Genomic DNA, 23929 nt, shown 5'->3' with positions numbered 1-23929 from the left:
GGGGTGGCCACGGAGCGGATGCTGACGGTTGTCCTGCCGGGGGGTGCGGAGCGGGACGTGGTCCTGGAGGCGCCGGACAGCGCGCCGGTGCGGCTGGTGGCACGGCAGCTCGGACAATGGTGCGGTCGGCACCCGGGCCCAGGCCCGGAGCGGCTGTTCCTCGCCGATGCCACGGAGCTGCTGACCGATGCCACGCTCGCGGACGTGCCCGTACGCCCGGGCACCCGGCTCTGGCTGGGCGAGCCACCGGCGGATCCGATGTGGAGCCACGTCACGCCCGAGGCCATCCATGACCGACTTGTCAGTAACGGCCTTGCAGAACCGCGCGACGGCGGCACGCTCCTCGTCTCCCATCGGCGAGGTAAGGCGGACGCCCCTGGGCTTGAGCGCAGAGGCTGGCGGCGACTGCTGCCGGGTGGACAGCGCCGTCCGGACATCAGGTCTATTTACAAGCCGCGCTTTGAGGATCCCCGCAATCTACTCGAATCGGCCGAGCCGTGGCATCGGACACCGGACAGCGTGCCGTTCCTTCGACTTGTGCTGGGCTACGACTTCGACTCCCCCAAGCTGAAGCGTTTGGTGCCGGTCTCGGTGGACCTGACCGACGTCGGGGTCCTCGGCATCGCCGGGGAGCAGGCGGACGGGGTCGGGACGTGGGTAGTCGCCTCTATCCTGGCCACGTACAGTCCTGTGCACGTCGACGTGCGTGTCTTAACGATCGGCCCGGACCTCGGCGTCTGGGACTTCCTCCGCCTGCTTCCTCACACCTCCTCCGGCCCGAGGATCGCCTACGACGCCGAGACGTCGGCCCGGCATATCCATGACCTCCTCAGCCACGGCTCCGCCCCGCCTGGGAGCACCAAACCGGCCGCGAGCGTGCTCGTTCTCGACGGAGCGCGCAGGCTGCGTGCGCTGCCTGCGGTGACGGAACTACTCCGGAGCGGACCCGAGTACGGAGTGTTCTCGATCTGCCTGGAGGAGCACACGCGGCTTCTGCCCCCCGAATGCCGTGCGGTAGCCGAGATCGACGAGGGCTCCCGTCTGCTGCAGGAGGGTGGGCCCGTACGCGAGGGCTGGAGTCCACTCCGGACCAGCCGTGCGCAGACCGACCGTATCGCCCGCATCCTCGCGCCGCTGCGCGATCCCGCCTCCGCACAGCCGGACAGCCCCCGGCTGCTCGACCTGCTCGATCTGCCGCCGTACGGCACTGGGGCACTGCGCCGGCGCTGGGCGCGTCCCTCCCACGGGCTCTCCGCCCCGATCGGCGAGTCCCAGGGCGTGCCGGTGGCCATCGACCTCGTACGCGACGGGCCCCACGCCCTCGTCGCCGGCACGACCGGTTCCGGCAAGACGGAGTTCCTGCGCACCTGGATCGCCTCGATGGCCGCCAGCCACCCGCCCGACGCCGTGTCGTTCGTGCTGGTGGACTACAAGGGCGGCAGCGCCTTCGCCGACTGCGCCCGGCTGCCGCACACCGTCGACGTCATCGTCGACTTCGACGCGTACCTCGTCGAACGCACCCTCACCGGACTCGCCGCCGAGCTGCGCAGGCGCGAAGAGCTGCTGACGAGGACCGGAGTACGTGACGTCGGCGACTACATCGACCTGTTCAGAGCGGGTCACGTGCCGCCGACCGAACCGCTGCCGCGGATGGTGCTCGTCGTGGACGAGTTCGCCTCGCTCACCCGTGAGTTCCCCGACTTCATCAGCGGCCTCGTGGACATCGCCCGGCGCGGCCGCTCCCTCGGCGTGCACCTCGTGCTCGCCACCCAGCGCCCCGGCGGCGTGGTGACCCCCGACATCCGGGCCAACACCAACCTGCGGATCGCGCTGCGCCTCGTGGACCGGAACGAGAGCACGGACGTGATCGACCAGCCGGACGCGGCCTGGCTCGGCAAGTCGGAGCCGGGGGCCGCGTACGTGCGCACCGGGGCGGAGACCCTCGTGCGCCTGCGCACCGCGCGCGTCGGCGTCCGCCACGCGCCCGACCCCGCGCACTGGTCGGACGTGCGGGTACGGGACGCGCACGGCGACCCGGAGGACAGCGGCTCGCTGCGCGTGGAGTCCGAGCCCACCGGCATGACGGACCTCACCAGCCTGGTCCACCAACTCGACGCCGCCGCCACCGCCCTCGGCATCCCCCGGCCGCCCGCCTTCCTGCCGCCGCCGCTCGCCGACGTGATCCAGCTCGACGCGCCGCTGGCCGAGACGGACCTGCCCGAGCGCGGCCGCGACCTCGTGCCCGTTCCCATCGGCCTCGCGGACGTGCCGGAGGACCAGTTCCGTACCGTCGCCGTGCTCGACCTCGCCGACAAGCTGCCGCTGCTCGCCGCGGGCGGCCCGCGCAGCGGGCGCTCGCAGCTCCTGCGCACCGTCGCGGGCTCCGTCGCCCGCCAGCACAGCAGCGCCGACGTGCACCTCTACGGCATCGACTGCGGCACCGGCGCCCTCCAGGCGCTCACCGAACTCCCGCACTGCGGCGCCGTCGTCTCCCGCAACGAACGCGACCGGCTGACCCGGCTGCTGGACCGGCTCACCACCACCGTGCGGGTCCGGCAGTCGGAGCTGGCCGCGGAGGCGTTCGCCGACGCCGCCGCGCAGCGGCAGGCGGTGGCGGCGCACCGGCGGCTGCCGTACCTGCTGGTGTTCGTGGACGGCTGGGAGGGCTTCGTCGACGCGATGGAGGACGTCGACTACGGCAGGCCCGTCGAGGACTTCCTGCGGCTCTGCCGGGAGGGCCCGCGGGTGGGGGTCTGCCCGGTCGTCGTGGGCGGGCCGCAGGTGCTCCACGGCCCGATCAGGGCGGCGGCGGCGGACGTGCTCGTGCTGCGGCAGGCCGACGAGACGGACTACCTGGACGCGGGCATCCGCCCCCGGCTCGTGCCCGGCCGCATGCCGCCGGGGCGCGCGCTGTACGCCGAGGGCAGGGACCGTACCGTCGTGCAGATCGCCCTCCTGCCGGGGGGCGCCGAGACCGGCCGCGGCCAGGCCGAGGCGCTGGCGCGGATCGGCGCGGCGGCGCGGGAGCGGGACGCCGCAGTGCCGTCCACGCGGCGGCCGTTCCGGGTCGACGCGCTGGACCTGGCCGCCGACCGGTTCCACGTCGGCGGCGGTACGGGCCGTCCGGTCGGCCGCGACGCGGAGCTGTACTGGCTGCGCGACCGGTACGCCACCGGCACCTCCGTCGCACTGCTCGGCCCGCGCCGGGCGGGCAAGACGTGGGTGCTCGGCGAGCTGGAGCGGCGCCTCGTCGCGGACGGCGCAGGACAGGTCCGCAAGCTCACCGTCCCGCACCGCGCCAGCCCCGTCGACAGCCCCGACCAGCTCGCCGCCCTCCTCGACCCCGCCGTGCGCGGCGCGGCCAGCCCCGCCGAGGCGCTGCTCACCCGGGCCGCCGCCCGCGCGGCGCGCGCCGACCGGGAGGCGTTCCTCCTGGACGAGGTCGGCCGGCTCGCCGAGTACCACCCCGCGGCCGTCTCCTGGCTGCGCGACCTCGGCCAGGCCGGCGCCTGGCTCGTCTACACCGGCACCGAGAAGGACTGGCAGACCGTCGTCCGCTCCGCGCTCACCGCCCCCGGCTCCAGCTTCGGCAACGACGTCGACAAGCGCATCCTCGGTCCCCTCGGCGAGCCGCACGCGCTGGCGTTCCTCACCGGCACCGCCGCGAACCTCGGCGTCGACATCGCCCCCGACCGCGCGGGCGCGCGGATCCTCGCGCTGGTCGGCACCTGGCCGTTCTACCTCCAGGTGATGGGCGACGCGGTCGTACGGGCCGTGCAGGCGGACGACCGCCGCCCGCTGACGAGCGGTCCCGCCCTCGAAGAGCTGTGCAGGCAGGAGCTGCTGATCGGGCGCAGCGAGCAGTTCCAGTCCCGCTGGGCGGAAATCGGCCCCGCGGGCCGCGCCGCGCTGCTGCACACGCCCGGCGCGCCCCCGCCGGAGCCGGCGCCCGCGCAGCGGATGGAACTGCGCGACGTGGGGCTGCTCCGGCCGGGCGACGTGTGGCTGGCGGACCGGCCGTTCTTCGACTGGATCGCGCTGAGCCAGGTGTCGCTGCGGGACGAGTCGTTACGGGGCGGGGGACGGCGCGTACCGCCGGGAGAAGAACCACGGGCCGAGGGCCCCCGAACCGATGAGGAGCAAGCCCCATGAGCCGCTTCCGGCCGAGCCGGGCCTACCAGCCCGAGCTGGACGTCCGGTTCCCCGGCGACCACGTGCCCGGCTGGGCGCGCCCCCTGGTCGAGGGCCAACTGCCCAACTCCGCCGCGTGGCTGGTGGAGCTGCCCCGGCGGGCGGGCAAGACGTGGCTGGCGCACGCGGTCGAACGGGCCCGGGCGGAGCGGCCGTCGCTCCGGGTCGACCTGCGCTCGACGCCCGGGGCGGTGCGGCGCAGCGGGCTCGGGTGCCTGACGGGCGGCAAGCAGGCGCCGCGGGTGGCGCCGGGGTGCGTGGTGCTCGTCGACGAACCGGCGGTGGCGCGGGGCGCGGAGAACGGCGCCAGGACCCGTACGCGGAACGCCCCGGCCGCGCCCGGCCGCCCCGCCCTGGGCGGCGTCGACCCCGCGGCGCTGGCCGCGGGCCTCGAACAGGTGCGGGACGCGGGCGCGGTGCCCGTCGTCTTCGCCACCCCCGCCGAGCAGTTGCTGCTCGCCCCGCACCTCGGCGCCGACGCGCCCAAGGACGTGCTCCGGCCGCCGCGGCTGGCCGACGGCGAGTGCGCGCGCATGGCCGGGCGCGCCCCGGAGTGGGCGCCCGCGGTCGTCGAGCTGCTGCGGGCGGCGGAGCCCGCCTGGCTGCAGACCCCGTTCCTCCTCGAACTCGCCCTGCAGACCGCCGAGGAGCACCCCGCGCTCCGCACCGACGCGGCGCGGCTGGCGACGGCCGCGTACGAGGAGGCGTGCGGCCGGCACCAGTACGTGCCGCAGTGGTTCCACGACGGCCTCGCCGCCGAGCACCGGGCGGCGCTGCGGGCGCGGCGGTGGCACGACGCGGGCGTGGAGATCGCCGTACGGGCCGCGCACACGCCCGCCGACGACCCCGTCCTCGCCCGGCACCTGCCCGACGTGCTCCGCATCCACCACGTCACCGACCTCCACCACGGCGGCGGACTGCGCGCCAACGTGGACGCCAAGGACACCTCGCAGGCCGGGCAGCGCCTCGCCGAACTGGCGGGCGCCGGCTCGCCGCTGGACGCGTACCTGGACCACGTGCGCCAGCTCGCGGACCAGGGCCGGGCGCCGCACCTGGTCATCGCCACCGGCGACCTCGTCAACCGGCCCGTCGACGCCGACGGCGAGACGGCCCTCGCCTGGCTGCGCGCGCTGGAGGACCTGCTCGCCGGCCACCCGGACCTGCGCCCCGGCGACCCGCGGGTGCTCCTCACCGGCGGCAACCACGACGTGTCCTGGGAGCTGTGCCTGGACGACGACCCGCAGGCGCGGCACCGCTGGTTCGCCCGGATCTTCGCGGCCTATCCGCACCCCGACCTGCACGAGCCCGACACCGCGGCCCGCCGCGTCTACGTCACGTACCCGGACGCCGGACTGCGGGTGGCGCTCCTCGGCACCGCAGAGTCCGGCGGCGAGCCGGCGCACGACCGGGACCGCGAGCGGCTGGAGCGGTTCCGCGAGACGTACGTGGCGGCGGCGGACGCGGCGGACGAGGACGCCGTACGCCGCATCGTGCTGGAATTCGAGCGCCACGACCCCGGCGTCATCGCCCGGGGCGTACTCGACCGGCTGACGCGCGAACCCGGCTACGTCACCCTGGCGGCCCTGCACCACCCGCTGTCGCCGGTGCCCGCGGTGGAGATCGCCCCGTACTCGGGGGTGGTCAACGCGGGCCAGGCGAAGTGGACCATGGCGGAGGCCGCCACGTCCCTGGTCCTCCACGGCCACACCCACCTGGGCTTCACCGCGGCCGAGCGGCTGCTGGGCACCGCCCGCCCCTGGACCACCCGCATCGCGGGCGCCCCGGCGCTCGGCAGCCGGGAGTCGGACGAGCGCAACGGGTACAACGAGGTGTTCGTCGCCCGCGAGGGCGGCGAACACGCGCTGGCGCTCCGCACGGTCCGGTACGAGGCCGGCACCTGGACCCCGGGCCCCACCGTCGGCTTCACCCCCGGCGCGCCGGACGAGACCCCCCTGGCCCTCCTCTGCGGCGACCGCGCCTGACCCTGGCGCGCCTGAAGGGACGTCGCCGAAGCCGCCGGCCGCCTCTGGGCGTCCCAGCGACGCACGAGCCCGCCCGGCCCCCGGGGCACGCGTCCTGGCCTTACGTCCCGCAGGCCGACCTGGCTCAGCTCTGCGGCACTTCCTGCTCCGCCCGCTGTTCCTGGTCCTCCGACCCGGGCTGCCCGGACCCCGGCTCGCCGCCGGCCGTGTCCCCGGCCGCCGCCGCACCCGCCGTGCCGGCTGCAAGCCCGAGCGCACCGGGGTACACCGACTCCCGTACGGCCGCGTACTGCTGCCGTACCGCCTGACCCAGGGCCTCCTCCTCGTCCGCCTCGAACGTCTCGTGCGGCCCCGTCTCCCACACCGGAGGAGCGTCCGCACCGAGCCGGCCCTCCGCCACCCCCAGCGCCCAGGCCGCCTGCCGGGCCGCGCCGAGGGCCGCGTAGTCCGCGGACGCCGGGACCACGACCTGCGCCTGGAAGATCGCCGGCGCCAGCGCCTGCACCGCCGGGAGGCCCGCCGCGGCGCCGAGGAGGAAGACGCGGCGCACGCTCACGCCCCGGGCGCGCAGCACCTCCAGCGCGTCCGCGAGGCCGCACAGCATGCCCTCGAAGGCCGCGCGCGCCAGGTGCTCGGGGCGCATGCTCTCGCGGCGCAGGCCGTGCAGGGAGCCCGCGGTCTGGGGCAGGCTCGGGGTCCGCTCGCCGTCGAGGTACGGCAGGAGCACGAGCCCGTGGGCGCCGGGCGTGGAGGTGAGCGCCAGCTCGGAGAGCCGCTCCAGGTCGGTCGGCGCCAGGCCCAGCAGCTCGGCGGCGCCGCGCAGGGCCCGGACGGCGTTGAGGGTGTGCACGACCGGCAGGTGCATGCCGGTGGCGTCGGCGAGCGCGGTGATGGTGCCGCCGGCGTCGGGCAGCGCCGTGTCGTGGACGGCGTAGACCGCGCCGGAGGCGCCGAGGGTGACGACTGCGTCGCCGGTGCCGAGGCCGAGGCCGAAGACGGCGGCCATGGTCTCGCCGGTGCCGGCGGAGATCAGCAGCCCTTCGGGGGTGCGCCCGGCGGCCTCGGCGGGGCCGAGCACCTCCGGCAGCCCGGCCTCGTGGCCCAGGGCCAGCTCGACGAGGTCGCGGCGCCACTCGCCGGCGTGTGCGGACCAGTAGCCGGTGGTGGAGGCGGAGCCGCGGTCGGTGGTGCGGCGGGCGGGCTTGCCGAGCAATTGCCAGACCAGCCAGTCGTGCGGCGTCATGAGCTGCGCGGTGCGCTTGGCGTGGTCGGGCTCGGTGGCGGCGAGCCGGCGCAGCTTGGTGACGGGCAGCTTCGCGTCCGGCACGGCCCCGACGGCCTCGGCCCACGCCGCCCGGCCGCCCAGCTCGCCGGCGAGGTCGGCGGCGGCGCCCTGGGCCCGCTTGTCGTTGCCGGTGAGCGCGTGGCGTACGGGCGCGCCCGCGGCGTCCAGCGGTATGACCGCGTGCTGCTGGGCGGCGACCCCGATGGCCTGTACGCCCTCCAGCACGCCGCCGTCGGCGGCCTCGCCGAGCGAGAGGAGCCACGTCTGCGGGTCGGCCTCGTACGCCGCCGTCTCGTCCGCGGACTCGGACACCGGGTGCGGCGCGTAGCCCTGCTTGAGCACCGCGCCGGTGTCGGCGTCGCAGACGACGATGTTGGTGCCTTCAGGCGAGCTGTCCAGACCGGCGACTATCCCCATGCCGCAGATGATGCCCTATCCGGGGGGCCGCTCGGGCACCGGCGGGGATTCCACCGGCGGGACGGACGGGATCCGGCCCGCCGGGCGCGGCGCCGGCTCGAACCGGTGCGCGCCCGGCGGGCGCGCCCGGGATCAGGTGTTCGTCGTACCCCAGTCGTCGGACTCCTCGCGCCGGCCGCGCGTGCCGTTCGCGTGCCCGTTCCCGAGGAAGTGCACGCGCGAGGCGACGTTCTCAGGCACCACGTCCGCGAACTTCGTGGAGAGCGTGCTCGCCGCCTTGGTCACGGCGTCCCGGCTGGTCAGCGCGGCGGCCTCGGCGGCGTTGCGCACCGCGGGGGACTCGCTGAACTGCTGAGCCGCCTTCCGCAACTGCTCGTAGCGCTCGCGTCCGGCCCGGCTGCCCAGGACGTACCCGACGGCGATCCCCGCAACGAAGCTCACCCGGTACCGCATGGTCTCCACCTTCCCTCGGACTTCCTCGACTGGGCTGTTCCCACCCTGCTGTCACCGGTACGGGTACCCGGAGGAGGGGAGGGGTGAATACCGATTTCGGAGCGGACCCAGCCATGCGCTAATGTATGGCGAGCAGCACAGGAGCGCCCCCGGAAGCCGGAAGGGCCTCCGTGCGGAGCAGTCCTCCGTAGCTCAATCGGCAGAGCAGCCGGCTGTTAACCGGCAGGTTACTGGTTCGAGTCCAGTCGGGGGAGCAGGTACGCGAAGGCCCCGAACGGGGCCTTCGTTCCTTTCTGCCCGTACGACCCTGTCGGCCCCCCGCCGCCCCCCGGAACCGGATGCGGTCCACCCGCGTCTTTCCGGGCATGCGCAGCGGCCCGGCCCCACCCCGGCGACGGGGTCTCCGGGCGACAGATCGTATGAGCGGCTATGCTGCGGCAGACGGCGCGCACATCTGTACGTGACGCGCCGGACGGGGCGGTAGCTCAGCCGGTTAGAGCAACGGACTCATAATCCGTCGGCCGTGGGTTCGAGTCCCACCCGCCCCACCCAGAGACCTCCGAGAGGGATCGTTTCGACCAGGGATTTCCTGCCGACCGCCCCCCGGTGTCCGGCTCCGGCAGCCGCAGAGATCGTCAGCCGGCCCGCTGCCGGCCCGAGCGCCACACGATCACGCATTCGGCCGTGCCGTGGGAGGACGCGTGCCTCGGCCCGGACGGGCGCAGCCGGCGGCGCTGGGACTGGGACGGCGGTCACCGAGCAGGCACCAGCCCCGCGGGCGCGGGGAGCACCGGCGTACGCCGTGGTCGGCGATGAGCCGGGACGGCTTGTCCGCGAAGTCCCGGTCGCCGGCGCCCTCGGGGAGGAGGGCGCCGGCCGGTCGGGGGCCGGGTGTCAGGTGCGCCAGGTGTCGCTGAGGGTGAGGGAACTGCTTGCGGGGACGGTGGCTTGCCGGTTGGAGCCGGATTCCCACGTGACGCCGGTCTGGCCGTCCCAGCGGCGGATGTACTTGTACTCGAAGGTGGTGCCGGCCGGCAGCGGGATGGTGTGCTTCCAGACGGGGTAGTCGGCACTGCTGAGCTTGATCGCCTGGGCGGGGTCCCAGGCGCCGAGCTGCGGGATGCTGCCGACCACGTAGATGTTCTCGCCGGGCTGGGTGGTGGCGTTGACGTTGAAGGAGGTGCCGCCGACCGGGTTGCCGCCGCCGTCGCAGTCGCGGGCGCCGGTGTGCAGGGCCAGCGCCGTGTCGGCACCGAGCGTGGCGGTGAACCGACCGGAGCCGTCGACCGTTACGGCGCGGTCGCTCTGGACGTCGCAGTAGGTGCCGGCGGCCAGGGAGGTCTGGAAGGTGCGGGTGAGGGAGCCGGATTCGTGGTTGATGGCGACGTAGCCCTGGCTGCCGCGGCCGAAGGCGATCGCGTCGCCGCCGTTGTCCCACCAGTCGGTGACGCCCTGGCCGCGGGCGGCGTTGCGGAAGCCGACCATGGACTCGATCTCGGGCCAGGCGTGCTGGCACTTCCAGCCGTCCTGGTAGCACGCGTTGACCGCGCCGTTGTTGGGCGGGCCCGCGTCGTTGTTGCCGAACTCGTAGCCGGAGTGGACGTCGGGAGACCCGTAGGGCCAGGCCAGCATGAAGACGTTGGCCAGGGTGTAGTCGGCGCCGCTCTTGTAGCTGAGGGTGGAGCCGTTGCGCTCGGTGTCGTGGTTGTCGACGAAGACGGCGCTGCTGCCCGAGGGCATGTAGTTCCAGCCCTCGCCGAAGTTCTTCAGGTAGGCGAGGTTCTCGTTCTCGAAGACCCGCTTCAGGTCACGGCCGTAGCGGAACTCCTGGACGTCGCCGGTGCCCCGGTACTCGTCGGGCTGGATCGGCTCGCCGGCTCCGAAGATGGCCTCCTGCTTCCAGTAGGCGTTCGGGTCGGTGAGCCGGGATTTGATGTCGGCGAGGTCGCCGGCCGGGATGTGCTTGACCGCGTCGACCCGGAAGCCCGCCACGCCCAGTGAGAGCAGGTCGTTGAGGTAGCCCGCGATGCGGCCCCGGACGTAGTCCTTGCCGGTGTTGAGGTCGGCCAGTCCCACCAGTTCGCAGTTCTGCACGTTGGCGCGGTCGCCGTAGTTGTCGCCGATCTCCCGGCGGCAGGTGTTGAAGTCCCAGTCGCTGTAGGGCGCGTCGGGGTAGTGGTACTTGGTGTAGTTCGAGCCCGCGGTGCCGGTGCCGGAGCCGGCGGACATGTGGTTGATCACCGCGTCCACCACGACGCCGACCCCCGCGTTGCGGCAGGTGTCGACCATGTTGCGGAACTGGTCGCGGTTGCCGAGGCGGCTTTCGATGCGGTAGCTGACGGGCTGGTATGCGGTCCACCACTGGCCGCCCTGGATCTGCTCCTGGGGCGGGGAGACCTGGACGTAGCCGTAGCCGGCCGGGCCCAGGCGCTGGGTGCATTCGCGGGCGATGGAGTCGAATTTCCAGTTGAACATCACCGCGGTGACGTCCTTGGACCCGGACGGTGCCGCCTGGGCCGCGGGGGTCGTGACGGTCATCGAGAGGACGCTGCCCGAGACGGCGATCAGGCCGGCCATGAACGCGCCGATGGACCTCTTCCAGCCTGGAGTTCCGTGTCTGCGTTGACGACGAGCGAACAAGACTCCTCCTGGGGATGGACGGGTTGAGGCCGCGAAGGCAACGCGCCATGCCCGACAGCCCGGAGCACACCCTTGCGGGGTTGCTGCAAGAGCTTGCATGGTGGACCGTAGAGTCGGCTCTCAGGCCGGTCAAGAGTTCTGACAGGCACGTCGAAACGAGCCGCCGAGCCGGGCGTCCGCATCAGCGAACCCGACGGCTTCCTGACGGCAGGTGGCTTCGGGCCCGGGTGGCTGCCTAGCGGTATGCCGCTCTGACCAGCGGAAAACGGCCGTCGACCGGAAGTGGACGCGCGGGCGCCACCCGCCGCCGCCTCCTTTCGTGAACCGGTGGATCATGCTCCCGGGGTGAGTCGGCGTGGAGTTGCCGGTTGCGTGGGGTGGTGCAAGGAATTGCAGGCACGGCGGGAAGACTGCGGTACGTCGACACCCTCCCACCCACCCCGGGAGCCGACACCGCCGGGCCTGGCCGGTCCGGAGGGCCCGCGGCGACCCCCGCTGCCGGCCCGCTCCGGCGGGGCTCTGCGCCTCAGGGGTGGCGCGGTGTGTACGGCGGGAACGCGGCGGGGTCGGTGAGGTCCAGGTCCGCGTCCGGCCAGCGGTGGCGCAGCAGGGCCGCGGTGCGGCGGGCCCAGCCGGCGAGGTGGGGAAAGGCGCGATGGTGCTCGGCGGTACGGGCCGCGGCCTCCAGCGTCTCGATGAGCTGGGGGCGGCTGGGGTCCCCCTGTACGCGGGCGTCGAGTGCGCCGAACCGTTGCAGGCGGGAGATCGCCCAGAACAGACAGGCCGCCGCCAGCCCGGTTCCGTACCGCCGGTCGTCCTCGGCTTCGGGCACGCCGCGGGCGAGGGCACGGCGGTGGAGGTCGGCGAGTCCGGTGGCGACGGGGTCGCCGACCGTCATCCACGCGGGACCCGGTACGTGGAGGCAGACCGCGTCGAGGAGGGCATGGGTGTAGGCGGCCGACTCGAAGTCGATGAGACGGGCGTCGGCGGCGCCCGACTCGTGGACGAGGACGTTGTTGGTCTCCGCGTCGCCGTTGCTGAGCGCGCCGAACGGGCCGGGGTCGCTCAACTCGATGAGAACGGTGTCGAGTTCGGTCGCGACTCGCCCGGAGAGGGGCACACCGAGCGCCGCGGCCTGCCCGGGCGCCCGGCTCCGGAGCCGGGCGAACAGGGCCGTGCCGGATGACCCCGGGTCCTCCGGCCCGAGGGACGTCCGTCGCAGGAGGTATCTGCCGGCGTGGCCGGCGGTCGACGCGCCGAGTTCACCGCGGGCGCGGGCGAACGCGGCCAGGCGGTCGGCGTGGGCGGCGGCGCCGTCCCGGCGGAGCAGCAGGTCGAGCGCGGTGCGAGGGGCCAGGTCCTCCAACACGACGAGCCCGCCGGAAAGGTCGGCGGCGAGGACGCGCGGGGCGAGCGCCAGACCGAGGTCGTCGGAGAGATGACGGAGTGCGGCCACCTCGGTGGGCAGGCGCCAGGGCTCGGTGCGCGTCGAGCCCGGCCCGTCACGTACCCACTTGACGACGACGGTCGGCAGAGCGGCGATGCCACGGAGCGTCACACGCGCGATCGCCCAGGGCTCCAGCCGCTCCCAGGCGACGACGCGGACGGGCGAGGAATGGAGATCCGTCAGGAGCGCTTCGACGATGGCGCGCCGCGGAGTCGCGCCGGAGGCAGGCATCGGGGGAGTGTACGGCGCCCCGCAGCGAACCGGGCGCCGGCCACTACGAGATGTACGACGAGCCCGAGTACGTCGACGCCGCCGTCGAACGGCTCACCGACTTCTACGTCAGCAACCTGTAAGCATGCTGCCGGCTCGGGCCGCCGCGCCCCCGCTTCAGGAGGAATCTCCTGCTCGGTCATGAGGGCGTGCCCCGGTGATGCAGTCGTGCAGCCGTCTGCGCGCGTCCCGGAGCTCCGTCATCCGCCGGTCGAGGCGGTCGCGTTCGCCCGCGAGCAGCTCCAGAAGTTCCGGTGAGACCTCACCGGAGTCGGCGAACGGCAGCACCTCGCGAATCGTTCTGCTGGGCAACCCCATGGCGTAGAGCTGCTGGATCAGCCTGACCCGTTCGACGGCACCGTGCGGGTACCGGCGCTGGCCACCCGGGTTCCGGGAGGAGTGGAGCAAGTCCTGCTGCTCGTAGTAGCGCAGCGCCCTGACGCTGACGCCCGCCTGCGCGGCGACTTCTCCGATCCGCATCCCGACCTCCTGACTCGACTCCACGTCCCGCTTGCACCTGACGTTGGCGTCAGGTTTTAGCGTAGCGGACACCGGTACGAACCAGCCCTCCGAGTCCTGGAGCACACGGCATGACCCACCGCATGACCCACAGCGGCAAAACCGTCGTCGTCCTGGGTGCCACCGGGCAGCAGGGAGGATCGGTCGCCGCGGCGCTGCGGGCCGACGGGTGGGGGGTGCGCGCGGTCGTGAGGAATCCGTCCGGCGACCGGGCCCGGTCCCTCTCCGCCGCCGGCGTGGAAACCGTACGCGGTGACCTCCGCGATCCGGAGTCGCTCCGCGCCGCTTTCTCCGGCGCCCACGGCGTCTTCAGCGTTCAGCCGAACTCCGGCCAGGCCGGCGCCGGCGTGACCGACGAGGACGAGGTCCGCTTCGGTGCGGCGGTGGCCGAGATCGCCGAGCGCTGCGGCGTCGCCCACCTCGTCTACAGTTCGGCGGTCACCGCGGGTTCGGCGACGGGCGTGGACCATCTCGACACCAAGAGCCGTATCGAGGCCCATGTCCGGAACCGGGACACCGCCGGCACCATCATTCGGCCGGCCACGTTCATGGAACTCCTGGTGACCCCCGGCATGGGCCTCGACCGGGGACACCTGTCCTTCCTGATGCGTCCGGACCAGGCCATGCAGTTCATCGCCGTACGCGACATCGGCCGCATCGCCGCCGCGGTCTTCGGCGCACCCGATCGCTACGCCGGTCGCACCATGGAGATCGCCGGTGACGCTCTCACCGGCAATGCCCTGGCCGAGGGCCTGTCCCGGGCCGCGGGCCGGACGATCAGCTACAGCCGCCTGCCGACGACCCTGCCGGAGCAGGACGCGGTCCTGGGCAGACTGGCAGCACTCGTGGACGACGGCAGGCTGGCGGGAAGCGCGAACCTCGACGCGCTGCGCGCGGAGTTCCCCTTCCTGCTGCGCTTCGACCGCTGGCTGGCAGGCCCTGGCGCGGGCCTCCTCGACAAGGCGCTGCGGCCTCCGAGCGGCTGACCGGGGCGGCCGGCGACGGGGTGGAGCCGGTCGCAGCCGGTTCCACCCCGTGCCTCTCTTCCGTGCCGTCCTCACTTCCTGTGATAGGCCGCCGTCACCTCGACCTCGACCAGCCAGCCCGGCACTGCGAGAGAGGCGACTTCCATGGTCGCCCGGGCCGGGCGGGCCCTGTTGACGAGGATCGGCGGCTTCGGCGCCGAGGTGCCCATCGGCGCCGGGACCGTTTCACCGGAGGCCAGATCGACGTTGGCGTAGAACTGCCGGTACGCGCGGTTCCAGCCGGCGTAGTCGGCGAGTTCGGCGCGCGGCGGCTTCATCAGATAGCACTTCATCGTGAGGACGTCGGCGGGAGCCAGTCCGGCCACGGCGAGGTTGTCGGAGATCTTGCGCAGTACCACCAGCGCCTGCGCCTCGGTCACCGTGACGCCCTCGGCGCCCTCGGTCATCGACGGGTCCGTCCAGTTCTCCGGCGTACCCGCGGGAGCGGCCGGGTTGAGCGCGTCGGGGCCGAGGCCGCTGCTGGCGTAGAGAGCGACGGACTCACCGGTCGCCACCCCGGTGGCGATGGCCGGGTTGCTCTGCCCGGTCGGCAGCATGACCTTGACCTGGCGCGGCCCTGGCCGCCAGCCGCGTGCGGCCGCGAAGGCGGTGGCGGAGGTGAGCAGTGCGCCCCCGGCGCCGGCGGCGGTCAGCATCACGGCGCGTCGCTTCGGTGCGTTCATCCCAGCATCACTCTCTCGTGCAGTTCCGTGACGACCTTGCGGGCCGAGGTGATGGCTCCGTGCTGCCAGGCGATCGCGTGGCTGAGCCAGTCGCCGGCGAAGTACACGTGGCCCGCGGGCTCGAGCAGCCGCCGGTACTCGGGGCCGGTCTGCGACTCCCAGCCGACCCATCCGCCCTCGATGAAGGGGGTGCGGTGCCAGGCGACGCTGAAGGAGGCGGCGAGTTCGGCGCGGTACTTGTCGCCGTGGATGCGCACACCCTGACTCACCGCCCGCGCCTCCCGCTCGGCGTGCGTGAGCCGGCCGTAGGCGAGGGCGTCCGCCCCGAAGTTGTAGTAGCCGATGATCGTGCCCCGCCGGCCGTGGTAGCCGTACGAGGGGTACCAGATGGTGGCCAGGTCGGTGTCGGTCGGGGTGATGCCGCCGTAGAGGTGTTCGTCTGTCTCCCACCAGCGGCGGCGATACTCCAGGCCGATCTTGCCCACGGGGAGGGCGGAGGGAGTTCTGAGCGCGGCGGTGACCTCGGCGCCCAGGTTGTGGTCGAGCCGGGCGGCGATCATCGGCGGGATCGCGGAGACGACGAAGTCGGCGCGCTCGGTGTGGTTGCGGCCGCGGGCGTCGCGCCAGGTGACCTCCGCGCCGTCGGGGCGGTCGGTGACGGCGGTGGCCTCGGCCCCGTAGACGATCCGCTGGCGGCCGACGGCCTGCGCCAGCGCGTACGGTATCCGGTCCATGCCGCCCTTGGGCTGGAACATCAGCATGGCCTGGTCGTAGCCGAACTCGAAGGTGAAGCGGTGGCCGATACGGCTGGCGAAGACGTCCGAGAGAGAGGGGACGGGGTCGAGAACGGTGCCCGCCTCCAGGCCGGCGCCGGGCTCGACGGAGTAGCCGCGGCGTTCGCTGCCGGAGTACGCCCAGCCGTCCGCGCGCCCTCCTATGCCGCCGAACTCCTCCAGGAACGCCAGCAGCCGCTCCTTGTCGTCGGCGGTCAGCTCCTCGTCCAGGGCGCCCTGGTCGGTGGCGGTGGCCAGCAACTCGGAGACGTAGCCGTAGACGTCGGCCTTGGCGGTGCGCCAGCGCACCGGCTTGCCGGCGAGCGAGCCCGCGGTGTTCTCGTGGTAGATGTAGGCGTTCGCGTTCTGGTTGGTGAAGACCTCGAGCTCCACGCCCAGTTCGCGGCAGTACTCCAGCGTGACGTGGGACTGCGGCAGCCGGGCCGGGCCGGCGTTCATGTACTGGTCCTTCGAGAACGTCGCGTGCTGGGTTCGTCCGTCGAGGTCGGTCAGGGTGGTGCCGCCGCGCACCGTCCAGTTGCGGCCGCCCGGCCGGTTCGCGGCCTCCAGGATCCGCACGTCGTAGCCCGCCTTGCCCAGCTCGTACGCGGTGACCAGCCCCGCGATGCCGGCGCCGAGCACGATGACCGAGCCCGCGGCCCGGCCGGAGAGGGTGAAGTCGCCGCGCCGCGGCGGGCGGAACTCGGTCGCGGCCGCCTCGACGACGGGGGCCAGGCCGAGTGCGCTCATCGTGGAGTACAGCACTCCGGCGCCGCCGGCGGCACCGACGGAGCGCAGGAAGTCCCGGCGGGTTGCTGAACCTGCCAAAGTCTCCTCCTTGCCCGCGGCCGCCCCGAGAACCGGCGGCCACGTGTTCGTGGATCGGTCCGGCCCTGGGGGTGGGGAACCGGCGTGCGAGAGGAGCCTCTCCCCGGCGTGTTTCCCGCATATGCCGACTGCATCAACGGCCGGTTGAAGCCTTGACCGCCCCGTGCGGGGACTCGGCGGGCGGCGTGCACCAGGTCCGACGAGGCGTTACCGCAGGCCCCGAGGGGGGCCGCGGCCAGGATCACGGTCTTCGACTCCCGCGTGGCTGGAATCCCTGGGCATCGGAAGCGTGCCCGAGGCGGAGGCGTACCTGCGCGCGGGGCGGTACTACGACTGGCTGAGACTGCCGCCCGGCAAGCGGCTGCTGCTGGCCAGTCTGGAGTGGCGGCCGGGCCGCACCCCCACGGCCGCGCCCGGCGGCGAGGCGCCGACCCACCCGGCGTACACCCTCGGCCGCTTCCTCACGCTGCGGGACGAGGAGTTGCCCGCGCGGGAGCGGGCGCGCCTCACCGCGGAGCGGAACGACCAGATCCGTACCACGTTCGTACGGACCCTGGAGCCCTCGCTCGCGCCGCGCCCGCCGGGGCGCTCGCCCGGGTCGAGGCGGCACACCGGCGGCGGGACCTGCGGAGCAGGACGATCCTGCGGCGCGTCTTCCTCCTCCTCCAGTGCGGCCTCCAGGTGTACCGGGACGGTGCCCCGGGCGGCCACCGGCCCCTGCTCGGCACGGATGTGGCCCGCGCGCTGGCCCACGGTGGCCGGGTCAACATCCGTATCCCGCAGTGCGATGGGGCCGCAGCGCCGTACGCCCTCCTGGACTGGCTCGGGCTGACCGCGGACGGCCGGGACGCGGATCCGGCCGAGCGGCGCCGGGCCGGCTCCCACCACATGCGGATCGGCCGGAACGGAGCCGGGGCGGGCTCGGAGACGTTCGAGGAACTGGGCGGTCACGGCGCCTCGGCGCGGAACGCCGTGCGCAAGCTGTTCGGCCCCAGGAGGGTGCGGCTGTACGGCGTCGACCTCGCGGCCGGCGGCCTGGGCACCGCGGACTTCAACGGCGACGTGGTCGTCCCCGACGGAAGCCACGGCCACATGTTCCTGGGCTTCACCCCGCCGGGCCGCCACCACGACGGCGCGCTCCAGGTCGGCGTCGAAACCATCGCACCGGGTGCGCCCAGTCCCGTGGGATACCGGCACACCTGGCGCTCCACGGAGGCCACGGCGAACCCGGAGTCCCGCTTCTTCGGCTTCAAGCAGGACAAGATCGGCGACGGCGGTCTGCCCCTGAGCTCACGCTACGTCGACCTCGCCGCCCTCCGCACCGCGGAGGGCGGCGACTGGCCCGCGTTCCTCGCCGCCGCCGAACGCCGGCTGACGGAACTCGCCGACGACGCGGCCGCCGCGGGCCCGGCCCGCCTGGCGGCGCTCTACGACCACCTGACGGGCCCCCGCACACCGCTCTTCCAGCCACGGGGCTGACCGGGGGCCGGAGGGACAGAACCACGGACCACGCTTCCGCCGTCTCCACTGTTCCCCGGCCTCACCGCCACCGCAACAGGAGCAACCGTGGACCTGACCGGATACCCCACCGACTTCGTCGCGGACCTCGGCTTTCCCGGGGCCGCGCGGCGATTCCTGGAGCGGCGGGCGCGGCACTGGCCGCGGCTCTTTCTGAACGGGGTACCTCTGGACGACACGGCGCTGGGCGGTTGGCAACTGCCTGAGGAGCCGGACACGTCCGAGTCGAGCATCCTCGGCTTCGCCCGTGACGCCGCGATGGAGCAGCACTGGGAGGACGAGGGGTACGCGCTGGACGACACCGGCGAGGGGCCGTTCGCCCTCTTCTACTCGCGCTACGGCAGGCCGCTGAGGGCCGGCGCGATCACCGGTGTCGCCGGCGTACCGGAGCAGGTCGCCGAGTCCGTCGAGTCCATCGGCCTCATGCTGAGCGGCTTCTTCGTGGTCAGCCTCCTCACCCCGGACGACCCGGCCACCGACCCCTTCTCCGAAAGCGTTCTCCGCGACCTGCGCGAGAGCTTCGCGGAGTGAAGCCTGCGGCGGGAGCAGAGAGGCCGGCCGGACCGTGACGGAAGAATTCACGACGGACCTCGACGACGGAATGCTGAAGTATTTCCGGTCCATCGCCGATGTCATCGTGCAGCGCATCGGCATCTCACGGGCCGAGGCCGTGGCCCGGATCAACAGGGCGTACGGCGGCATGGACATCGGGCCGTACCCCGACCTCATGTGCCACGAGCTGCCCGAATTCTGGGCCTACGGCCTCTGCTACGCGGGCGACGTGCCGTACTGGGAGCCGGACGCGGACCCCTCCGGCTGGGAGGTCCGCGAGGCGCCGCCGCGCGGCGGGCCGGAGTGGACGCTGCCGGAGGGGTGAGCCTTCGGGCGGCCGTTCGGGGGTCAGAGGCGGTCGTGGAGGAGGCGGGACAGTTCTACGCGGCGGGTCTTCAGGGTCGCCGTGCGGGGGAGTTCGGCGAGCGGGAGGTGGACGGGCGCGCCGAGTTGGGGGTAGTCGGCCGTCGCCGCCTGCCAGCGGGCGGGGGCCAGGGGCTCGTCGTCGCGGGTGCAGAGCACGGGGACCGGTTCCGCGTCGGGGCCCTGGACGACGACGAGTTCGACGAGTTCGTCGAGGCGGTCCAGGACGGCGTCCTCGATCTCCAGGCTGGAGCCGACGCCGGGGATGGTGTCGATCTCGCGGTCGAGCATGTGCAGGCAGCCCGCGCGGGTGCGGTAGCCGACGTCGCCGGTGCGCCACCAGCCGTCGTGGACGTTCTCGTCGTAGCGCTCCTGCTCGCCGTGGTACGTCTTGGCGATGCCGTCCCAGCGGACCTCGATGAACCCCGGGTTCGTCGCGGAGACCCGCCGGTCGTTCCTGGGGACGACGCGGACCCGGGCGCTGCCCGGCAGCGGGAAGCCGACGCAGCGGCCGTCCATGCGGTGGGTGTCGCGGCGGAAGTAGGGGCGGCCCACGGCGGGGCCGACCTCGGACTGGCCGTAGATCTGGAAGAACTGCGGCGCGCGGCGGCGGGAGGCGTCGAGGAGGCGGCGTACGGTGCGCGGGTGGATGGCGTCGAAGGTGGAGGAGAAGTACTTCACGGACGCGAGGGGCCGGCGCGGGTCGTCGGCCAGGCCCTCCCAGGCGAGGAACGAGTTGGGCAGCGCCTCGATGAGGCCGGGCCGGTTCTTCAGGAAGAACGTCGCGACGGCCGCGGGCTCGTGGTTGTTGAGCAGCAGCGTCGGCATGCCCTTCATGAGCACCAGCGACATCGCCGCGAACAGCCGCGAGTGCACGAACGGCACGCTGACCGCGACCGTCTCGCGGCGGCGCAGCAGCGCGAGCATGACGAGCTGCGGGCGCAGCCGGGTGCGCATGGTGCGCGGGGTGTGGACGACCAGCTTCGGTACGCCCGTGGTGCCCGAGGTGTGCGTGATCATCGCGGGCTCGTCCAGCCCCTGGTACACGGGCGGTACGGGCGGGGAGCCGGCGAGCCGGGCCAGCGACGCGACGCCGCGTCCCGCGCCCGCCACGCCGATCACGGAGGTGGCCAGCTCGTCGAGGGGCAGGCCGGCCAGCTCGGCGAGCTTCGGGCCGTCGGTGAGGAGGTGGGGGCGGTGCGGGCCGTGCAGCCGCCTGAGGAGGGCGGCGACCGTGGGCGCGGGCAGGGCGGGGGAGAGCAGGACGGGGATCGCGCCGAGCCGGGCGGCGGCGGTGGCGAGCAGCCAGGCGTCGAAGTTGGCCCGCTTGTAGACGACGACGTGCTCCCCGGCCCGTACGCCCGCCGCCGCCAGCCGGTTCGCCAGGTCGGCGGCGAAGACCGCCACCTCGGCGACCGTCAGCCGGCGGCCGGCCGCGGGGAGGGCGTCGAGGTCGTGGTCGAGGGTGAGCAGGGTGGCGCCGTGCTTCGCCGCGGCGCGCTCCGGCACCGTACCCAGATAGAGGCCGCGCTTGTGGTTCGGAATCTGGCTCATGAGCCCTCCACCCAGACCGGCGTCACGTTCCGTTACGCGGGGGCGGCGGGCCGCCCGGGGTCGCGCGCCGACAGTGTGGGGCGGCCGGCTTGGCCGCCACCAGGGGACGACTTGGCGTCTACTTGAGCATTCGTCATGGGAAAGGCGACATAGAAGACACGCCTGACCTCTCGGGCGCCCGAGTCGGGGTGTGAGGTCGTGTTTGATTATCCGTTCGAGTTCGGTCGTCCGGTGCCCGCGTGCTCCGGCGCGGCTCCGGAGCCCCCGTGGCCCGGCATGAGGTGACCCTACGTGACGGGCCCGGGGGCGGCCGGGCGCGCTCAGGTGGGCAGGACGCAGCCGGTGGACGCCGTCGCGAACGGCTCGCCCGACGCCGTGAGCGCGCCGGTATCGGCGTCCACGGTGAACACGCCGATGGTGCGGCCCCGTTCGTTGGCCGAGTAGAGCAGCGCGCCGTCCGGCGAGAGCGTGATGTGCCGCGGCCAGTTGCCGCCGCAGGGCACGGTGTCCACGAGGCGCAGCGCGGCGCCGCCGTCCTCGACGGCGAGGCGGGCGACGCTGTCGTGGCCCCGGTTGGAGAGGTAGACGAAGCGTCCGTCCGCCGAAATGGTGATCTCCGCGGGGTAGTTGCCCTCCGGGTCCACACCGTCGGGGAGGGTCGGCACGCTCGCCAGCCGGGTCAGCGCGCCGGTCGCCGCGTCGTGGGCGTACGCGGTGACGGTGCTGTCCAGCTCGTTGGCCACGTACGCGTGCGTGCCCCGCGGGTGGAAGACCATGTGCCGCGGCCCGGCGCCCGGCACGGACTTCACCTCCGACACCGCCGACAGCGCGCCGCTGCCGGTGTCGAGTGCGTACGTGTAGACGGAGTCGGTGCCCAGGTCCACGGCGTAGACGAAGCCGCCGGCGGGGTCGGTGACGATCTGGTGGGCGTGCGGGCCCTCCTGGCGGTCCGGGTCGGGCCCGGAACCGGAGTGCTGGACGAAGCCGGTGCGCTCGCCGACGCTGCCGTCCGCCTCGATGGCGTGCGCGGCGACGCTGCCGCTGCTGTAGTTGGCGCTGAGCAGATACCCGCCGCCGGGGTGCACCGACAGGTGCGTGACGCCGGCGCCGCCGGTGGACTGCACGCCGCCGAGCGCGCTGAGCACGCCGTCCGCGCCGATGGCGTACGCCCGTACGCCGCCCTCGGCGCCGCCGCCGACGGTGGAGTAGAGGACGCCACCGGCGGGGGAGAGGGCGAGGAAGTCGGGGTTGGTGACGTCGCCGAAGCCGCCGTCGGCGGCGGCGAGGGCGCCGGTTTCGGTGTCGTAGGTGCAGGCGAGGATGCCCTGGCCGTAGGTGCCGAGGTAGAGGGGGCGGCTTGCGAGGGGGCGGGCGGTCCGCGGCGGGCCGGCGTGGGCGGTGCCGGTGCCCGCGGTGCTGATGCCCGCGGTGCCGAGTGCGCCTAAGCCCGCGGCGCCGAGGAGAACGGCGCGGCGTGTGGGACGGGACGGCATGGAGACCTCCAGTGGGGGATGGAGTGACGTGGGGTGGCATGTCCCGGCCATGAAGCATGCCGGGACGCCCGGGGCGGGTCAACGGCGCCCGGGGCCGTTGCGTCCGGGCGCCGCGCCGGGGCCGATCCCCCGGGGGATGGGGACGCCCGTTCCGTACGGCCCCATCCCCCGGGGGATCACCAGCTCTCGGCGCCCGCCGCCTCCGCCGCGATCGTCGTCGACTCGCCGTGCCCGGTCCGTACCACCGTCTCCGGCGGCAGCGTCAGCAGCCGCGCGCGGATCGACGCCTCGATGGTCGGACGGTCGGAGTACGAGCGTCCGGTGGCGCCCGGGCCGCCGTGGAAGAGGGTGTCGCCGGTGAAGACGGTGCCCAGCTCCGGGGCGTAGAGGCAGACGGCGCCCGGCGCGTGGCCGGGGGTGTGCAGGACCGTCAGCTCCGTGCCCGCGACGGCCAGCGTCTGGCCGTCGGCGAGGGCGGCGTCCGGGGCGCGGTCGGGGTGGGTCATCTCCCACAGCACCCGGTCGTCGGGGTGGAGCAGCACCGGCGCGCCGGTCTTGGCGGCCAGCGCCGGGGCTGCGTCGATGTGGTCGTCGTGCGCGTGGGTGCAGACGATCGCGGTGACGCGGCGGTCGCCGACGGCGGCGGCGATGGCGTCGGAGTCGTGGGCGGCGTCGATGACGAGGGCCTCGGTGTCGTCGCCGACGATCCACACGTTGTTGTCGACGTCCCAGGTGCCGCCGTCGAGCGAGAACGTACCGGAGGTGACCAGGTGGTCGATGCGGGCGCGGCTCACAGGACCACCACCGAGCGGAGCACGTCGCCGGCCTGCATCCGGGCGAAGGCGGCCTCCACGCCGTCGAGTTCGATGGTCTCGGATACGAAGGCGTCGAGGTCGAGGCGGCCCTGCCGGTAGAGGTCGATGAGCATGGGGAAGTCGCGGGACGGCAGGCAGTCGCCGTACCAGGAGGACTTCAGCGCGCCGCCGCGGCCGAAGACGTCGAGCAGCGGCAGCTCCAGCTTCATCTCGGGCGTGGGCACGCCGACGAGGACGACGGTGCCGGCGAGGTCGCGGGCGTAGAACGCCTGCTTGTACGTCTCCGGGCGGCCGACCGCCTCGATGACGACGTCGGCGCCGTGGCCGCCGGTGAGGTCCCGTACCGCCTCGACGGGATCGGCGGCGCGGGCGTCGACGGTGTGGGTGGCGCCGAGGCGGGTCGCGGTGGTCAGCTTCCGCTCGTCCACGTCGATCGCGATGATCTTCCCGGCGCCCGCGAGCCGCGCCCCCATGACGGCGGCTCCGCCGACGCCGCCGCAGCCGATGACGGCGACGGAGTCGCCGCGGCCGACGTCGCCGGTGTTGAGCGCGGCGCCGAGGCCGGCCATCACGCCGCAGCCGAGCAGTCCGGCCGCGGCGGGGGACGCCTCCGGGGCGACCTTCGTGCACTGGCCGGCGGCGACGAGGGTCTTCTCCGCGAACGCGCCGATGCCCAGCGCGGGCGACAGCTCGGTGCCGTCCTGGAGGGTCATCTTCTGCGTGGCGTTGTGGGTGTCGAAGCAGTACCAGGGCCGGCCCCGCTCACACGCCCGGCACCGGCCGCACACGGCACGCCAGTTGAGGATCACGAAGTCGCCGGGCGCCACCTCGGTGACGCCGTCGCCGACGGACTCCACGATGCCGGCCGCCTCGTGGCCGAGGAGGAAGGGGAAGTCGTCGTTGATGCCGCCCTCGCGGTAGTGCAGATCGGTATGGCACACCCCGCACGCCTGCACCGCCACCACCGCCTCCCCGGGCCCGGGGTCGGGCACGACGACGGTGGCGATCTCCACCGGCTCGTTCTTCGCACGCGCGACGACGGCTCGTACGTCCTGGGGCACGGGGCGCTCCTCTCGTGGCGGGGCTCATACAGTACGTCGCCGACCTCTCCGGAGGGGCGA

At 73.8% G+C, this 23929-nt stretch carries 17 protein-coding genes and 2 tRNA genes; 8 read left to right on the top strand and 11 right to left on the bottom strand.

Features of this window, described 5'->3' with window-relative positions:
• The first annotated feature begins 18 nt into the window (after window positions 1-18).
• Complete coding sequence (locus DMB38_RS08895; RefSeq protein WP_125934713.1) at window positions 19-4152, top strand: FtsK/SpoIIIE domain-containing protein; 4134 nt, start codon at window positions 19-21, stop codon at window positions 4150-4152.
• Window positions 4149-6173, top strand: coding sequence for a metallophosphoesterase family protein (locus tag DMB38_RS08890; protein WP_125934712.1), 2025 nt, complete (start codon window positions 4149-4151; stop codon window positions 6171-6173). The genes DMB38_RS08895 and DMB38_RS08890 overlap by 4 nt, the downstream gene beginning before the upstream one ends.
• Before the next feature lie 124 nt (window positions 6174-6297).
• On the opposite strand, the gene DMB38_RS08885 is transcribed toward DMB38_RS08890, so the two are convergent.
• Both DMB38_RS08885 and DMB38_RS08880 read right to left on the bottom strand, forming a co-directional pair.
• The gene (locus DMB38_RS08885; RefSeq protein ID WP_125934711.1) at window positions 6298-7875 is read right to left on the bottom strand and encodes an FGGY family carbohydrate kinase; all 1578 of its coding nucleotides are present in this window, start codon (window positions 7873-7875) and stop codon (window positions 6298-6300) included.
• Window positions 7876-8007: 132 nt separating this feature from the next.
• On the bottom strand, window positions 8008-8328 hold the full coding sequence (locus DMB38_RS08880; RefSeq protein ID WP_125934710.1) for a YtxH domain-containing protein: 321 nt from the start codon (window positions 8326-8328) through the stop codon (window positions 8008-8010).
• A gap of 181 nt (window positions 8329-8509) precedes the next feature.
• Here DMB38_RS08880 and DMB38_RS08875 point away from each other — a divergent pair.
• Window positions 8510-8582 (top strand) — tRNA-Asn (locus DMB38_RS08875).
• 220 nt (window positions 8583-8802) lie between these two features.
• Window positions 8803-8876 (top strand) — tRNA-Ile (locus DMB38_RS08870).
• A 346-nt stretch (window positions 8877-9222) separates the two neighbouring features.
• Here DMB38_RS08870 and DMB38_RS08865 read toward each other — a convergent pair.
• From DMB38_RS08865 to DMB38_RS08855, 3 genes are all read right to left on the bottom strand, one after another.
• Complete coding sequence (locus DMB38_RS08865; protein WP_125934709.1) at window positions 9223-10905, bottom strand: carbohydrate-binding module family 20 domain-containing protein; 1683 nt, start codon at window positions 10903-10905, stop codon at window positions 9223-9225.
• A gap of 589 nt (window positions 10906-11494) precedes the next feature.
• Window positions 11495-12646 carry a phosphotransferase gene (locus DMB38_RS08860; protein WP_125934708.1) on the bottom strand — a complete coding sequence of 384 codons (1152 nt, stop codon included), beginning with the start codon at window positions 12644-12646 and terminating at the stop codon, window positions 11495-11497.
• A gap of 156 nt (window positions 12647-12802) precedes the next feature.
• Window positions 12803-13165, bottom strand: a complete 363-nt coding sequence (locus DMB38_RS08855) for a MerR family transcriptional regulator (protein WP_125934707.1) — start codon at window positions 13163-13165, stop codon at window positions 12803-12805.
• 110 nt (window positions 13166-13275) lie between these two features.
• Between DMB38_RS08855 and DMB38_RS08850 the strand changes: the two genes are divergently transcribed.
• Complete coding sequence (locus DMB38_RS08850) at window positions 13276-14190, top strand: NmrA/HSCARG family protein (RefSeq protein ID WP_240662069.1); 915 nt, start codon at window positions 13276-13278, stop codon at window positions 14188-14190.
• A 71-nt stretch (window positions 14191-14261) separates the two neighbouring features.
• Here DMB38_RS08850 and DMB38_RS08845 read toward each other — a convergent pair whose 3' ends face one another.
• Window positions 14262-14912: a Rid family hydrolase gene (locus DMB38_RS08845; protein ID WP_125934706.1), complete on the bottom strand. Its 651-nt coding sequence runs from the start codon at window positions 14910-14912 to the stop codon at window positions 14262-14264.
• Entirely contained in the window at window positions 14909-16435 is a 1527-nt protein-coding gene (locus tag DMB38_RS08840; protein ID WP_164716191.1) for an FAD-dependent oxidoreductase, read from the bottom strand. Before DMB38_RS08840 ends, DMB38_RS08845 begins: the two co-directional genes overlap by 4 nt.
• Window positions 16436-16774: 339 nt before the next feature.
• On the opposite strand from DMB38_RS08840, the gene DMB38_RS08835 reads away from it, so the two are divergent.
• The 3 genes from DMB38_RS08835 to DMB38_RS08825 all read left to right on the top strand — a co-directional run bounded on the left by DMB38_RS08835 (window position 16775) and on the right by DMB38_RS08825 (window position 18908).
• A complete protein-coding gene (locus DMB38_RS08835) occupies window positions 16775-17992 on the top strand; it encodes a hypothetical protein (protein ID WP_346429499.1) in 1218 nt (405 codons plus the stop codon).
• 87 nt (window positions 17993-18079) lie between these two features.
• Window positions 18080-18562 (top strand): hypothetical protein, encoded by a 483-nt coding sequence (locus DMB38_RS08830; RefSeq protein ID WP_125934703.1) that lies wholly within the window; start codon window positions 18080-18082, stop codon window positions 18560-18562.
• Window positions 18563-18596: 34 nt separating this feature from the next.
• On the top strand, window positions 18597-18908 hold the full coding sequence (locus tag DMB38_RS08825) for a hypothetical protein (RefSeq protein ID WP_125934702.1): 312 nt from the start codon (window positions 18597-18599) through the stop codon (window positions 18906-18908).
• Between the two features lie 23 nt (window positions 18909-18931).
• Here the strand turns inward: DMB38_RS08825 and DMB38_RS08820 are convergent, their stop codons facing one another.
• The 4 genes from DMB38_RS08820 to DMB38_RS08805 all read right to left on the bottom strand — a co-directional run bounded on the left by DMB38_RS08820 (window position 18932) and on the right by DMB38_RS08805 (window position 23869).
• Complete coding sequence (locus DMB38_RS08820; RefSeq protein ID WP_125934701.1) at window positions 18932-20500, bottom strand: AMP-binding protein; 1569 nt, start codon at window positions 20498-20500, stop codon at window positions 18932-18934.
• A gap of 320 nt (window positions 20501-20820) precedes the next feature.
• The gene (locus DMB38_RS08815; RefSeq protein ID WP_125934700.1) at window positions 20821-21993 is read right to left on the bottom strand and encodes a lactonase family protein; all 1173 of its coding nucleotides are present in this window, start codon (window positions 21991-21993) and stop codon (window positions 20821-20823) included.
• A 176-nt stretch (window positions 21994-22169) separates the two neighbouring features.
• Window positions 22170-22787 (bottom strand): MBL fold metallo-hydrolase, encoded by a 618-nt coding sequence (locus DMB38_RS08810; protein WP_125934699.1) that lies wholly within the window; start codon window positions 22785-22787, stop codon window positions 22170-22172.
• Window positions 22784-23869, bottom strand: coding sequence for an S-(hydroxymethyl)mycothiol dehydrogenase (locus DMB38_RS08805; RefSeq protein WP_125934698.1), 1086 nt, complete (start codon window positions 23867-23869; stop codon window positions 22784-22786). The genes DMB38_RS08810 and DMB38_RS08805 overlap by 4 nt, the downstream gene beginning before the upstream one ends.
• Window positions 23870-23929: the final 60 nt, after the last annotated feature.

The sequence above is a fragment of the Streptomyces sp. WAC 06738 genome (assembly GCF_003945505.1).
Lineage (GTDB): Bacteria > Actinomycetota > Actinomycetes > Streptomycetales > Streptomycetaceae > Streptomyces.
This window is presented reverse-complemented; position numbering and strand designations above follow the sequence as displayed.

Bases quoted from the DNA above. Each gene is read 5' to 3' on its own strand.
- DMB38_RS08860 (WP_125934708.1), bottom strand. From the start codon at position 12,646: ATGCCTGCCTCCGGCGCGACTCCGCGGCGCGCCATCGTCGAAGCGCTC.
- DMB38_RS08885 (WP_125934711.1), bottom strand. From the start codon at position 7,875: ATGGGGATAGTCGCCGGTCTGGACAGCTCGCCTGAAGGCACCAACATC.
- DMB38_RS08855 (WP_125934707.1), bottom strand. From the start codon at position 13,165: ATGCGGATCGGAGAAGTCGCCGCGCAGGCGGGCGTCAGCGTCAGGGCG.
- DMB38_RS08840 (WP_164716191.1), bottom strand. From the start codon at position 16,435: ATGAGCGCACTCGGCCTGGCCCCCGTCGTCGAGGCGGCCGCGACCGAG.
- DMB38_RS08880 (WP_125934710.1), bottom strand. From the start codon at position 8,328: ATGCGGTACCGGGTGAGCTTCGTTGCGGGGATCGCCGTCGGGTACGTC.
- DMB38_RS08895 (WP_125934713.1), top strand. From the start codon at position 19: ATGCTGACGGTTGTCCTGCCGGGGGGTGCGGAGCGGGACGTGGTCCTG.
- DMB38_RS08850 (WP_240662069.1), top strand. From the start codon at position 13,276: ATGACCCACCGCATGACCCACAGCGGCAAAACCGTCGTCGTCCTGGGT.
- DMB38_RS08815 (WP_125934700.1), bottom strand. From the start codon at position 21,993: ATGCCGTCCCGTCCCACACGCCGCGCCGTTCTCCTCGGCGCCGCGGGC.
- DMB38_RS08865 (WP_125934709.1), bottom strand. From the start codon at position 10,905: ATGGCCGGCCTGATCGCCGTCTCGGGCAGCGTCCTCTCGATGACCGTC.
- DMB38_RS08890 (WP_125934712.1), top strand. From the start codon at position 4,149: ATGAGCCGCTTCCGGCCGAGCCGGGCCTACCAGCCCGAGCTGGACGTC.
- DMB38_RS08820 (WP_125934701.1), bottom strand. From the start codon at position 20,500: ATGAGCCAGATTCCGAACCACAAGCGCGGCCTCTATCTGGGTACGGTG.
- DMB38_RS08845 (WP_125934706.1), bottom strand. From the start codon at position 14,912: ATGAACGCACCGAAGCGACGCGCCGTGATGCTGACCGCCGCCGGCGCC.